The sequence below is a fragment of the Bradyrhizobium sp. SZCCHNR3119 genome (assembly GCF_032487775.1).
Classification (GTDB): Bacteria; Pseudomonadota; Alphaproteobacteria; order Rhizobiales; family Xanthobacteraceae; genus Bradyrhizobium.
Genome location: NZ_JAUEUV010000001.1, coordinates 2,813,979 through 2,827,692 on the forward strand (window position 1 = coordinate 2,813,979; position 13,714 = coordinate 2,827,692).

The window sequence follows — 13,714 nt, forward strand, 5'->3', positions numbered from 1 at the left end:
CGGAATTGCGTTTTCGACTGATGCCCTTGCTCGTCAAAATCTGCGGCCTGACCACGCCCGAGACGCTCGCGGCGGCCCTGGATGCTGGCGCAGACATGGTGGGGTTCGTGTTCTTTCCGCCGTCGCCGCGCCATCTCGGCCTCCAAGCGGCCCGCGCGCTCGGCGCGCAGGCGAAAGGCCGCGCGTTGAAGGTCGCGCTCACGGTCGATGCCGATGACGCCACGATCGAGAACATCGTCGAGACCTTGAGGCCGGATCTGCTGCAGCTCCATGGCAAGGAGAGCGTGGCGCGGGTTCGCGACATTAAGCAGCGCTTCGGCCTGCCGGTGATGAAGGCGATCCCCGTCGAAACCGCCGCCGACCTGGCGTCGCTGTCCGGCTATGCCGCTGTGTGCGACCGCATTCTGTTCGATGCCCGTGCGCCCAAGGATGCCACGCGTCCCGGCGGGCTGGGCGCCACCTTCGATTGGCATCTGCTTCAAGATCTCAAGCTCGATCTCCCGTTCATGGTGTCGGGCGGCTTGAGTGCCGGCAATGTGCATGAGGCGGTCAGAATCACAGGTGCGGGAGGCGTCGATGTTTCTTCTGGCGTCGAGCGCGCGCCCGGCGTGAAGGATAGCGACATGATCAGAGAATTTGTGCGCGCGGCGCGCGCGATCGAAGAGTTGAGCGTCCGATGACCACTTTGCGTCCCAATTCCTATCGAAGCGGCCCCGACGAGCGCGGCCATTTCGGCATTTTCGGCGGCCGCTTTGTCGCGGAAACGCTGATGCCGCTGATCTTGGACCTGGAGAAAGCCTACGCCGAAGCGAAGGCCGATCCGGCGTTCCAGGCCGAGATGGACGGCTACCTCAAGCACTATGTCGGCCGTCCTTCGCCGCTTTATTTCGCCGAACGGCTGACTGAGCATCTTGGCGGCGCCAAGATCTACTTCAAGCGCGAGGAGCTCAATCACACCGGCTCGCACAAGGTCAACAATGTGCTCGGCCAGATCATGATGGCGCGGCGTATGGGCAAGAAGCGCATCATCGCCGAGACCGGCGCCGGCCAGCATGGCGTCGCGACTGCGACGCTGTGCGCGCGCTTCGGTCTTGAATGCGTGGTCTATATGGGCGCGGTCGATGTCGAGCGGCAGCAGCCGAACGTGATCCGCATGGAGATGCTGGGCGCAAAGGTGGTCCCGGTGCAGTCCGGCGCACGCACCTTGAAGGACGCGATGAACGAGGCGCTGCGCGATTGGGTCACTAACGTCCACAACACGTTCTACTGCATCGGTACGGTCGCGGGGCCGCATCCCTATCCGATGATGGTGCGCGACTTCCAGTCGGTGATCGGCAACGAGACCCGGGTGCAGATGCAGGAGATGGAAGGCCGCCTGCCGGATTCTCTCATCGCCTGCATCGGCGGCGGCTCGAACGCCATGGGCCTGTTTCATCCGTTTCTCGATGACCCCTCGGTGGAGATCTTCGGCGTGGAAGCTGCGGGCCATGGCCTCACGCAGCTGCATGCCGCCTCGATCGCCGGCGGTCGGCCCGGCGTGCTTCATGGCAACCGCACCTATCTGCTGATGGATGAGGACGGCCAGATCCAGGAAGCGCATTCGATCTCGGCAGGTCTCGACTATCCCGGCATCGGGCCGGAGCATTCCTGGCTGCACGAGACAGGCCGCGTGACATACCTCTCCGCGACCGACGAAGAGGCGCTGGCGGCGTTTCAGCTGTTGTCGCGGCTCGAAGGCATCATCCCGGCGCTGGAGCCGGCACACGCGATCGCCAAGGTGATGGAGCTCGCGCCCAAGCGATCGAAGGATCATCTGATGGTCGTCAACCTCTCGGGCCGCGGCGACAAGGACGTCCCGCAGGTCGGCGAGATCCTGCGAGGGAGGAAGTCGTGACCACCCGGATGGACGCGCGGTTCGCGCAATTGAAAAAGCAAGGCCGCTCGGCGTTCGTCACCTTCGTGATGGCCGGCGATCCCGACCCGCAGACGTCGCTTGCGATCGTCAAGGCGCTGCCGCAGGCTGGCGCCGACATCATCGAGCTCGGCATGCCCTTCACCGATCCGATGGCCGATGGCCCCTCGATCCAGGCCGCAGGCCTGCGCGCGCTGAAAGGCGGCATGACCTTGCGCAAGACGCTCGCCCTGGTGCGCAGCTTCCGCGAAAGCGACGATACCACGCCGATCGTGCTGATGGGCTACTACAACCCGATCTACATTTACGGCGTCGAGCCGTTTCTGGCCGACGCGAAAGCGGCGGGCGTGGACGGCTTGATCATCGTGGACCTTCCGCCGGAAGAGGACGATGAATTGTGCGTGCCGGCGCTCAAGGCCGGGCTCAACTTCATTCGCCTCGCGACTCCGACCACCGACGACAAGCGCTTGCCGGCGGTGCTCGCGAACACATCGGGTTTCGTCTACTACGTCTCGATCACCGGCATCACCGGCGCGGCCTCGGCCGATGCGAAGTCGGTCGGTGCCGCCGTGGCCCGGATCAAGGGACATACGGCGCTGCCGGTCTGCGTCGGCTTCGGCATCCGCACCCCTGAAGCGGCGCGGGCGATTGCCCAACATGCCGATGGCGCCGTCGTGGGCACGGCTCTGGTGGATGCGGTGCGCAGCAGCCTGGACGCGGAGGGGCGCGCGACCGCGAAGACGGTGGGCGCCGTGGCCGATCTGGCCGCAGCACTCGCGCAAGGCGTGCACGGCGCGAAACAAGCCGCAGAATAGCTGTTGTCCGGCTGCGCTGCCGCCGTAGGCGGCGGCTTGCCGGGCCAAGAACTCACCGCCATATATGTTTGCGAGCGCCATACGGAGCGACACATGAACTGGCTTACCAATGTGGTCCGGCCGAAGATCCGCAGCATCCTGCGGCGCGAGACGCCGGAGAACCTGTGGATCAAGTGCCCGGATTCCGGACAGCTCGTGTTCTACAAGGACGTCGAGGCCAACCAGTTCGTCATCCCCGGCTCGAACTATCACATGCGCATGGGCGCGGTTGCGCGCCTGAAATCGATCTTCGACAACGAGACCTGGTTCGACGTCGCGCTTCCCGAAGTCACGCCTGACCCGCTGAAATTCCGCGACGAGCGTCGCTATGCCGATCGCATCAAGGATGCACGCGCCCGCACCGGCCTGAACGATGCCGTCAAGGTCGGCTACGGCAAGCTCGAGGGCATGGGTACGGTGATCGCCGTGCAGGATTTCGATTTCATGGGCGGCTCGCTCGGCATGGCCGCGGGCGAAGCCATCGTGCGCGGGCTCGAGCTCGCAGTTGAGAAGAAATCGCCGTTCATCGTGTTCGCGGCTTCCGGCGGTGCTCGCATGCAGGAGGGCATCCTGTCGCTGATGCAGATGCCGCGCACGACCGTGGCCGTGCAGATGCTGCGCGAGGCGCGGCAACCCTACATCGTGGTGCTGACCAATCCGACCACCGGCGGCGTCACGGCTTCCTATGCGATGCTCGGCGACGTTCAGATCGCCGAGCCCGGCGCTCTGATCGGCTTCGCCGGTGCGCGCGTGATCGAGCAGACCATCCGCGAGAAGCTTCCCGAAGGCTTCCAGCGTGCCGAATATCTCCGCGACCACGGCATGGTGGACATGGTCGTGCATCGTCACGACCTGCGCCCGACTTTGGCGCGGCTCTGCCGGCTGCTGACCAAATCGCCGGCCATCGAGCCCACCAAGCCGATGGCGCAGCTGCCACCGCCTGAGAAGACGGTCGTCTCTTCCGAGGCGACCGCGGGCGCGCCGGCTGCGTGAACGATCCGGCGTCCCAGCAGACCTGTTCGCCCGACGAGCTGATCGCGCGGCTCTCGGCTCTGCATCCGAGCCAGATCGATCTCGGGCTGGATCGCATGCATCGGCTGCTGGCGCAGCTTGGCCATCCCGAGCGCAAGCTGCCGCCGGTGATCCATGTCGCCGGCACCAACGGCAAAGGCTCGACCGTCGCCTATCTGCGGGCGATGCTGGAGGCCGCGGGCCTGCGGGTGCACGTCTTCACTTCGCCCTGGCTTGTGCGCATCAACGAAAGCTATCGGCTGGGCCGCGTCGGTGGCGGCGTCCTGGTCGGTGACGATGAATTGCGTGATGCGCTTGAGCAATGCGAGCGGGTCAACGCGGGCGCGCCGATCACCTTTTTCGAGGTGAAGACCGTCGCTGCGTTTGTGCTGTTTGCCAAGCATCCGGCCGACGTCGTGCTGCTCGAGGTCGGTCTTGGCGGCCGGCTCGACTCCACCAATGTGATCGAGCAGCCGGCGGCCAGCGTGCTGACGCCGATCAGCATGGATCATATGGATTTTCTCGGCACCGATCTGGCATCGATCGCCGGCGAGAAGGCTGCGATCATCAAGCGCGGCTGCCCGGTGATCTCGGCCGAGCAGGAGCCGTCGGCGCTGGCCGTGATCGAACAGCAGGCGAAACGCATGCGTGCGCCGCTGTTTGCGGCTGGTGAGGCCTGGCATGTCAATGTCGAGCGCGGCCGGCTGGTCTATCAGGACGATCGTGGCTTGCTCGATCTCCCCGCGCCAAGACTGTTCGGTCGGCACCAGTTCGACAATGCGGGGCTGGCGATCGCGACCTTGCGCGCCATCGACAGGTTCAAGCTTCCGACCAAGGCGTTCGAAGCGGGCATTACCGGGGCCGAGTGGCCGGCGCGGATGCAGCGCCTGTCGACCGGCGCGCTGCCTGTGCTCGGGCCACAGGGCTCCGAGATCTGGCTGGACGGCGGTCACAATGCCGAAGGCGGTCGCGTGGTCGCGGCTGCACTCGGCGATCTCGAGGAGCGGGTGTCGCGACCGCTGGTGGTCATCGTCGGCATGATGGCCAACAAGGACGCGCGTGCTTTTCTGGCCAATTTTGCCGGCCTGACACGCCACATCATTGTCGTGCCGATCCCCGGTCAGGACAAGGCGATGACGCCTTCCGATCTGGCCGATGCCGCGCGCGTGCTCGGCATGCGGGTCGAGATTGCCGCCGGGGTCGAAGCGGCGCTCGCGAGCATCGCGCGCCTCGCCTACGAGGTGCCGCCGCGCATCCTGATCACTGGCTCGCTCTATCTCGCCGGCCATGTGCTGGCGATCAACGGCACGCCTCCCACTTAAGCTCATGCGAGCAGCTTCATCGGATCTGCGGCCTTCTGCTTCAGCTGATCGAAGGTGCATTGTCGCGGGGCCTTGTCGGGGCGCCAGCGCAGGATCGAGGTGCCGTGGCGAAAGCGGTCGCCGGAAAAATGATCGTAGCAAACCTCGATCACGAGCTTCGGCTTCAGCGGGCACCATTGCGTCGATCGCTCGGTGGACCAGCGGCTCGGGCCGCCCGGCGCATTGCCGGTAAAACCCGGTGGTGCGATCAAAGCCTCCAGCTTCGCGGTCAGCGCCGGCTTGTCTTCCTTTTTGATCGCGGAGGTGAAGCCGACGTGGTGCAGCAGCCCTTCGTCGTCGTACAGCCCGAGCAGCAATGAACCGACCACCTTCTGGCCATTGCCGCCCTTGTTGGTCGCGTAGCGGAAGCCGCCGATCACGCAATCGGCGCTGCGGAAGCGCTTGATCTTCTGCATGCCGTCGCGATTGCCGGCCTGATAGGGCTGGTCGATGCGCTTGGCGATCACGCCATCCGAGCCGGCGCCGGAGCGCGCCAGCCATCTCTCGGCGGTGGCGAAGCTGGTCGTGACCGGCGACAGGCGAAAGGTCGCATGTTTTTTGAAATTGGCGTTGGCAAAGGCTTCCAAGGCCGGCCGCCGCTCGTCCAGAGGATGCTCGGCCAGTTCGCCATCCTTGGCCGTGGCCAGCAGATCGAAAGCAATGAACAGCGCGGGCGTCTCCTGCGACAGCTTCGTCACCCGGCTGGCGGCGGGATGGATCCGCTGCAACAGATCGTCGAACGAGAAGGTCTTGCCATGCGGCACGACCAGCTCGCCGTCGAGCACGAATTTCTGCACTTTCAATTCCCGCGCCGCCGCAACCACCTCGGGAAAATAGCGCGTCAGGTCCTCGCCGGCCTTCGACTGCATCGTTACCTCGTCGCCATTGCGCGACAACAGGCAACGGAAGCCGTCCCATTTCGGCTCGTATTGCCACTCCTTCCCGCGCGGGATGGCGTCGACCGAGCGCGCCTCCATGGCCTGCAAATCGGGATGGCGGGAGAGGGATCTACGGGGGCGGGCGGGCATGGTGGGCAAACGCTCAAAACGCGGCAAACTCCCCCTCTCAACGCAAACGGCCGGCGATTTCGCCGGCCGTTCTCGAAAAATCTTAAACCCGGAGGGCTCAGACCGCGGTCGAGATCCACTGCTGCAGCTTGGCCTTCGGCGCCGCGCCGACCTGGCGGGAGGCCATTTCGCCGCCCTTGAAGATCATCAGGGTCGGGATCGACATCACGCCGTATTTGGAGGCCGTCTTCGGGCTCTCGTCGACGTTCAGCTTCACGATTTTGACCTTGTCGCCCATTGCGCCCGCGATCTCATCCAGCGCCGGGGCGATCATGCGGCAGGGGCCGCACCACTCGGCCCAGAAGTCGACGACCACAGGGCCGTTCGCCTTCAGCACCTCGGTGTCGAAATCGGCATCGGAAACCTTGCCAACGGCCATGGGAATACCTCGTTTGGTTGGAGAACGGCGCGGAGATTCGCGCCCATAATCGTGACAGCAAAGCTATGAACGGTCTGTTGCGGGGTCAAGCTTGCTCACTCAGACGTGGGGGGATAGCAGTTCCGCGTCCAAAGCGGAGGCGGAAAGCTCCATTAATTCAGGGGTTTCGGTCCAGAGCAGGGCGGCGCGGATGGCGCGGTGGGGGTACAGCTGGCGCAGCACGGCGCGGTACAGCGCGAGCTGGCGGACATAGGCGGGCGGCACCTCGGCCAGACCGGCCGGCGGGCTCTGGTTGGTCTTGAAATCGACGATCAGGACCTCGGCATCGGTCACCACCAAGCGGTCGATCTGGCCGGACACCAGGGCCGCGGGCTGGCCCTCCTGGCTCAACCGCCCCACGATCGAGACCTCCGCACGGCTGCCGGCGGCAAACACGGCAGCAAAGCGCGGCTCCTCGATCACCCCGAGCACGCGCGTCGCCAGCTTCTCGCGCTCGTCCTCAGGCCAGTCGGCCGCATTGCGCGCCAGATATTTCAAGGCTGCCTCGCGGCGCCGCGCCGGCGTCACGTCGGGCAAGGATTGCAGCAGCCGGTGCACCAGCGTGCCGCGCTGCATCGCCTCGCTCCGCGCCATGATCGTCTCGGCCGCCTTGACCGGGCGTCCGTCATCGGGCGTCGCGTCAGAGGGCCGCAGCACCACGTCCGCAGCGGGCGCCTCCGCTGCTTCGGTGCGCAGCCAGGATGGCAGCTCAACCGGCCGGTTGGCCTCGCGCCGCTCCTCGGCGCCGCCAGAAATCGCGATATCCTCGGCGCTGAGATAGCGCTTCACCGGTCCGTCCGGGGTTTCGATCGTCTGCACCTGAAGACCTGCCGCCTCCAGCCCGCGCGCCATCAGATCGTACCAGCTGCCGGGGCGGACATTGTTCATGTTGCCGGGCATGCAGCCGCCGATGATGAGCCGGTCGGCGGCGCGGGTCATGGCGACATAGAGCAGGCGGCGATATTCATCCTCGGTGTCCTGCAGCATCTTGGCGCGGGCCGCTGTCACCGGCCTGGGGTCGTCGGCCTTGCGGCCGGCCCAGACCACGATCTCCTTCTCGCCATAGGGCACATGGATCAGGCGCAGCCGCTGGGTGTCCGAGGGCGAGGACGTCGTATCGACCAGGAAGACCACCGAGGCCTCAAGCCCCTTGGCGCCGTGCACCGTCATCACCCGCACCTCGTCGCGCGAGATCTCCATGTCGCGCTTCACCTCGGTGTCGGCGGCGCGCAGCCAGGCCATGAAACCCTGCAGCGAGGCCGGCGCCTTCCGCTCATAGGACAGCGCGAGTTCGAGGAATTCGTCGAGCGCGTCATTGGCCTCATGGCCGAGCCGCGCCAGGATGCGCTTGCGGCCGCCGTCGCCGCCGAGCAGCCAGGCATAGAAGGCGAACGGGGTCTCTTCCCTGGCGCGGCGCTCGCATTGCTGCAACCGCCGCAGAGCGCGCTGCAGGCGTTCGTCCAAGGCCGCATGCGCCGCCAGCGCCTCGCGCAACGATCCCTTGCGCTGCCACGCCAAGGTGAAGAGATCGTCGTCGGTCAGCCCGAACAGCGGGCTCTTCAGCGCAGTCGCCAGCGCCAGATCGTCCTGGGGCAGCAGCAGCGCGTCGGCGAGGTTCATCAGGTCGATGATGGCGATGTGCTCGGTCAGCTTCAGCCGGTCGGCGCCGGCGACCGGAATGCCGGCATGCTTCAGCGCCTGGATCACCGCATCGAAGGCGTTGCCGCGCCGGCGCACCAGGATCAGCATGTCGCCATAGCTCAGGCGACGCCGCGCGCCCTCATGCCCGGTCATGGCGCCATCGCGGATCAGGCGCTTGATCTCGGCCTGGATGCGCCTGGCGAGCTTGACCTCGGGGCTCGTCACCGCGACGCCGTCGAACGGCGCCCGCCAGCCCTCGATGTCCTTGGTGTCGTCACGCTCGCACAGGCTCCAGAGCTCGACCAGGCTCGGACCCGCATCCGCGAGCGAGTTATGGATGGGATAGCCGATGTCGGGCGAATGGATGCTGCGATAGACCTGCGGATCGCGGAACACGTGATCGACCGCGTGCAGCACGGTCGCCCCCGAGCGGAACGAATAGGTGAAAGACACCGGATCGAAGGTCAGACCGGCCTCGGTGAAGCGCTGCTGCAGCTGCCGCCGCCGCGCGTCGAACTCATGCGGGGCGGCGCCCTGGAACGAGAAGATCGACTGCTTCTCGTCGCCGACCGCAAAGACGGTGCGGACAAGGCCGTCGCGTGCGCCTTCGCCGGCCGTGAACTCCTCGATGATGTGGGCGACGATCTCCCACTGCCGCGGGCTCGTATCCTGCGCCTCGTCGATCAGAACGTGATCGACGCCGCGGTCGAGCTTGTAATGCACCCAGCCGGCGGAGACGCGGTTGAGCATCGCCAGGGTTTTGTCGATCAGATCGTCGTAGTCGAGAAGGCCGCGCTCCTGCTTCTCGCGCCGGTAGTTCGCGGCAGCCGATGTGGCGATCCGCAGCAGCGCATCCGTGCGGTCGCGCATGACCGCCGCGCGGCGCTTCTCGATCAGGACGTCGAGCCGGCCCGCCTCGGCCTCGAACAGCGCGGCGAGAGCAGGATTGGCATCCGCGAACTTCTTGGTCAGCAGCGATTTGCGTGGCTGCTTCTCATCCGTCAGGAAGACGCAGAGATATTCATCGACCTGGTCGCTGCCGGAGTAGGCGAGCGCTGCGCGCAACTGATCCGCCTGCTTCTGCTCGGTCTTGGCGCCCCCGTCGAGCTGCGCCGCGATTTGCAGCCAATCGGCGCGCGGCAGATTGGGGCCGTCGAGGATGTCGCGCTCGATGTGCTCGATCGTCTCATCGGCGCTGACGCCGAGCGCCTGCGACAACTGCGCCGCGGCGAGATCGACATGGCCTGCGCCATCCGTCCACGCCATGAAATGATCGCGGCTCAGGCACGCCTCGCGCACCACGTCCTTGAAGGTCACGTCGGCGGCGCTCGCCATCGCGACCTGAAGCGCACGGCCGACGGCGCTGTCAGGTGCACGCGCCGCATCGAGCAGCACTTTCAAGTTGGCGCGCTCCATCATCTCGGTCTGGTCGCGCTCGTCGAGCACCGTAAACCGCGCCGGCACGTTCGCCTCGAACGGAAACTGCTGCAGAAGCCGCGTGCACAGCGCGTGGATGGTCTGCACCTTCAGCCCGCCCGGCGCCTCCAGCGCGCTCGCGAACAGTTTGCGGGCGGCGGCACGGAGCTGGGCATTCGGGTGCGGAATGCCGGTGGATTTGATCGCATCGTCGAGCGCGCCGTCGTCGAGCGTTACCCAATGTCCCAGCGTGGAGAACACGCGCTCCGCCATGTTGGCGGCGGCGGCCTTGGTGAAGGTGATGCAGAGGATCTTCTCCGGCGGCACGCCTTCGAGCAGCAGCCGGATCACGCGCTGGACCAGCACATGCGTCTTGCCCGAGCCGGCATTGGCCGACACGAAGGCCGACGCCGCCGGGTTGGAGGCGCGGGTCTGCGCCTCGCGCACGGCAGGGGGGATTGGGCGCGGGGCCTTCACCATTCCTCGATCCCCAATCCGCCGGCCGCCGACCACTCCTTGATGCGCGCAAGATCGTCATAGGCGCCGTAGCGGTTCGCCCACATCGACAGGTTCAACGAGGTATAGGCCTGGTTCTCGTCCTCGAAGCTGCGGATCAGCGCTTCGAGCTTGTCGCGCGCCTCGCGCGCGGCGGCATCAGGCGGCTGCGGCGCATCGCCCTTGTTGATCTTCAGTTCGAGCACGCGCTCCTCGCCCGGCGGATTGTTGCCGGAGAGCCTGACGTAAGCGAGCTGGCCGACCAGGCTGCCGGCGGGCATCCCCTCGAAGCCGCCCTCGCGCAGGATCGCAGCTTCCAGCGTGAGCTGCGGCGACAGTCCCATGCGGACCTGCTTGCCGGTCGGCGGCTGTCCGGTCTTGTAGTCGAGGATCGCGAACGAGCCGTCGCTGCGGCGCTCGATGCGGTCGGCGCGAGCTGACAGCGTGAAGGTCCTGTCCGGCCCGAGCGGAATCCCGATCTCGCCGCGGATCTCGGCGGTGAGCTGTTCGACGTGCTCGCGCCGCGCGCTTTCCCATGCCGCGAACCAGGTGGCGATGCGCTGGAAGCGCGGCCACCACAGCGCGCGCGCTTCGGGCCGTTCCATCAGCGGGGCGAAATGCTTCTCGCCGATCAGCCGCAGCGTGCGCGCCGGATCCGGCGGCAGCGCCTGCGCAAAGTTCTCCGTGAACTCAGCGATCGCCTGGTGGATCGCCGAGCCGCGATCGGCCGCGGACAGCGGCATGTCGACGGGATCGAGCGGCTGGAGTTTGAGGATGTAGCGCGCGAAGATCGTGTAGGGATCGCGCAGCCAGTCCTCGATCGCGGTGACCGACATGCGCGTGGGTCGCGCCGCCAGCGGCGGCTTCGGCGCCGGCTGCGGGATCGGCCGGACGTCGGCAGGCTGGTCCAGCGCCTCGGCGTAGCGCACATAGATCTCGCCGCGCACTTCGGCCGCGCGCCAATGATCGCCGCCAGCGACCGCCTCCAGCCGGTGCAGGAAGCGCGAAGCGACCGCGGGCGCGCCGCCGGCCTTGGCGGAGTGGGTCAGGATCACCTCGGGGCTGCCCAGCAGTTGCGCGAAGTCGTGCGCCGACAAGCCAATGCGCCGTTCGGGCAGATCAAGGCCGAGCTGATGCCGCATCGGGCGGCTGAGCCAGGGATCGATGCGCGGCGCCGGCGGCCACACGCCCTCGATCAGCCCGCCGATGATGACGCGATCGGCCTGCATCAGCCGCGCCTCTAGCGGGCCGTAGATCTGCAGCTGGGCACCATGTCGTTCCGGGCGGCGCACTGCGCGATCGCTGAATGCGGTCTGGAACACCTCGGGATAGTCGGACAGCGGAAGCATCACGCCGCAGCGCTCGCCCGATTTGAGCAGATCGTCGAAGCACCGTGCGAGGCCGCTGCCGTCGCGCTCGGCGAAGGCGACGCTGAGGCCGAGATCGTCGCGCGACACCGCTACCAGCACCTCGCGATGGCGCGCGGCGAGCTCGGCGAAGTCATAGGGCTTGGGCGAGTTCAGGTTCTCCAGCGGAGCCAGAGCCTTCTGCAGGCGCTCGATCAGACCTTGCGCGCGATCGAGCTGCTGCGGAGACAGCCGTGCACGCTGTTCGGCTGGATGCAGCGAAGACGCCTCGCCTTGGTGCAGCTTGGCATGCTCGTCGCGGAAGCGCGCGAAGTCGCGCGCCAGGCCCGCCGTGCCCGGCTGCGGCCTGGTGCCGCGGAGTACGGCCAATTCCAGCGTCTCGATCGCTCCCCTGAACGCGCCCGAGGCGCTGCCCAGCCGGCACAGCGGATGCTTGAGCAGCGCCAGCAAGGTCGGCGGCTCCAGCCCCTTCGCGGCAGCTTCGGCTGCAAGGCGCGCGAAAATGCCGGCGGGCGTTTCCAGCAGCGCATCGCCGCCGGAATCGTCGAAGGTCAGATGCCAGCGCGACAGTGAAGCCATCACCCGCCGCGCCAGCGCACGGTCCGGCGTCACCAGCGCCGCCGATTTCCCGAGATGCCGCGCCTCACGCATCGCAATCGCGATCGCCAGCGCCTCCATCTCCGGATTCGGCGCAGCGACGACGGCGAGATTATCCATTGCGGAGGCGATGTTCGCGGCGACGTCGAACTGGCGCAGCCGCTCATGCCAGGCCGCCGTCGCTTCCGACGGGCGCATGGCTTCCGAGATCAGCACCTCGCGCCCGCCGCGCGCGGGATGGGCGAGCCTGATGACGTCGCGCCGCTCGATGCCGAAGCGGCGCAGCAGCATCTGCATCGCATATTGCGGGTGGTTGAAGGAGGGGTGGGCGCGGACCGCGACGTCCAGCGTCGCATCCTTGCTCGTGTTGTTTGTTGGCTTGTTAGTCGGTTTGGCGCCGCCGATCGCGCGCCAGGCCGCCTCATCGAGATCGGTGTCGAGCCCCGGCAGCACCACCGCGCCATAGGGCAGCTTCGCCACCGCCTGCAGGAATTTCGCAGTTGCCGGCATTGAGCCGGTCGAACCGGCCGCGACGACGGGGCCGTCAGCATTGGCGGTCAGCCGCGCGGCTTCCGCCGCGATCAGAAGATCACGCCGCGCCGCCGGCTCGATGCGCTGGATCTCTTCGAGGTAAGCCGGCCACGCGGTGCGCGCGATGCGCAGGAACTCCAGGGAATGCTGCCAATAGCGATCGAGCTGATCCGGCACCAGGCCGTCGAGCGCATCCCAGGAGATGCCGCGCGTGACCATGTCGTCGATCAGCCGGGCGAGGTCGCCGGCGAGCGCGAGCGTGGAGGCCGGACCGCCGACAACCAGCGGCGCCGAGACCGGCGTCTTGGCCCAGGCCGCAACCAACCGGGCCAGGGTGAGGCGGCGGTCGAGATCGCCGAGCGTGTCCGGAATTTCCAGCGGCGCCGTGCCGGTAAAGGACTCGCCGTCCTCGGCGAAGGCGAGCTCGTCCTCGTCGATGTCGCCGAGCGCGACCAGCCGCGGCAGCACCGCGGCATCGGTCGCAAGTTCCTCGAGGAACACCTCGCGCGCCACGCGCAGGGAGCGCCGGGTCGGCAGGTACAGCGTGGCGCTCGCCAGCCGCGCCGGATCGGTGCGCGCCTCGAAGCCGTCGACCAGCCGGCCGTCGATCAGCGCGGCGATCACGGTGCGCAGGAACGGCGCTGAGATGGGAACGGTATAGACGCGCATGCCGGCCGATTCGTTGTCCTACGCGTCTATATAGGGAGCGATCGGCCCACGGTCATGCGCGGGCTGTGGATGGGTGTTGATAGCCAAGCGCTCGGTACCGCCGTGGCGCGTGGCGGACCGGCCCGTGCGGCCGTCCTTCGAGACGCCCGCCTCCGGCGGGCTCCTCGGGACGAGGGCTGATTCGCGGCAGCATTTCAGACCCTCATGGTGAGGACGCCGCTCGCGGCGCGTCTCCGGACGATGCTACGTATCGCCGGGAGAACCATGAGGCCCGTTGGCTCGCGGCGAGGTTGGATCGAGGTCGCTGCAGCCATTGTTGCATAGATATGCGGTCGCGCTCTCGCGGCGCATGGCGCGTCCGAGCTCTGCTAATTC

At 67.0% G+C, this 13,714-nt stretch carries 9 protein-coding genes; 5 read left to right on the plus strand and 4 right to left on the minus strand.

Features of this window, described 5'->3' with window-relative positions; genetic code table 11:
• Positions 1-20 precede the first annotated feature (20 nt).
• The 5 genes from QX034_RS13140 to QX034_RS13160 all read left to right on the plus strand — a co-directional run bounded on the left by QX034_RS13140 (position 21) and on the right by QX034_RS13160 (position 5,099).
• Positions 21-680, plus strand: coding sequence for a phosphoribosylanthranilate isomerase (locus tag QX034_RS13140; protein ID WP_315702174.1), 660 nt, complete (start codon positions 21-23; stop codon positions 678-680).
• On the plus strand, positions 677-1,894 hold the full coding sequence (gene trpB / locus QX034_RS13145; RefSeq protein ID WP_315702173.1) for a tryptophan synthase subunit beta: 1,218 nt from the start codon (positions 677-679) through the stop codon (positions 1,892-1,894). Before QX034_RS13140 ends, trpB begins: the two co-directional genes overlap by 4 nt.
• Positions 1,891-2,727, plus strand: coding sequence for a tryptophan synthase subunit alpha (trpA, locus tag QX034_RS13150; RefSeq protein WP_315702172.1), 837 nt, complete (start codon positions 1,891-1,893; stop codon positions 2,725-2,727). Before trpB ends, trpA begins: the two co-directional genes overlap by 4 nt.
• Before the next feature lie 93 nt (positions 2,728-2,820).
• On the plus strand, positions 2,821-3,759 hold the full coding sequence (gene accD / locus QX034_RS13155; protein ID WP_315702171.1) for an acetyl-CoA carboxylase, carboxyltransferase subunit beta: 939 nt from the start codon (positions 2,821-2,823) through the stop codon (positions 3,757-3,759).
• Positions 3,756-5,099, plus strand: a complete 1,344-nt coding sequence (locus QX034_RS13160; protein ID WP_315702170.1) for a folylpolyglutamate synthase/dihydrofolate synthase family protein — start codon at positions 3,756-3,758, stop codon at positions 5,097-5,099. Before accD ends, QX034_RS13160 begins: the two co-directional genes overlap by 4 nt.
• A 2-nt stretch (positions 5,100-5,101) precedes the next feature.
• Here QX034_RS13160 and QX034_RS13165 read toward each other — a convergent pair whose 3' ends face one another.
• The 4 genes from QX034_RS13165 to addB form a co-directional block, all read right to left on the minus strand.
• The gene (locus QX034_RS13165; RefSeq protein WP_316195463.1) at positions 5,102-6,166 is read right to left on the minus strand and encodes an ATP-dependent DNA ligase; all 1,065 of its coding nucleotides are present in this window, start codon (positions 6,164-6,166) and stop codon (positions 5,102-5,104) included.
• Positions 6,167-6,263: 97 nt separating this feature from the next.
• On the minus strand, positions 6,264-6,584 hold the full coding sequence (trxA, locus tag QX034_RS13170) for a thioredoxin (protein WP_315702168.1): 321 nt from the start codon (positions 6,582-6,584) through the stop codon (positions 6,264-6,266).
• 99 nt (positions 6,585-6,683) lie between these two features.
• Positions 6,684-10,160, minus strand: a complete 3,477-nt coding sequence (gene addA, locus QX034_RS13175; RefSeq protein ID WP_315742570.1) for a double-strand break repair helicase AddA — start codon at positions 10,158-10,160, stop codon at positions 6,684-6,686.
• Entirely contained in the window at positions 10,154-13,339 is a 3,186-nt protein-coding gene (gene addB, locus QX034_RS13180; protein ID WP_315742572.1) for a double-strand break repair protein AddB, read from the minus strand. The genes addA and addB overlap by 7 nt, the downstream gene beginning before the upstream one ends.
• Positions 13,340-13,714 lie beyond the last annotated feature (375 nt).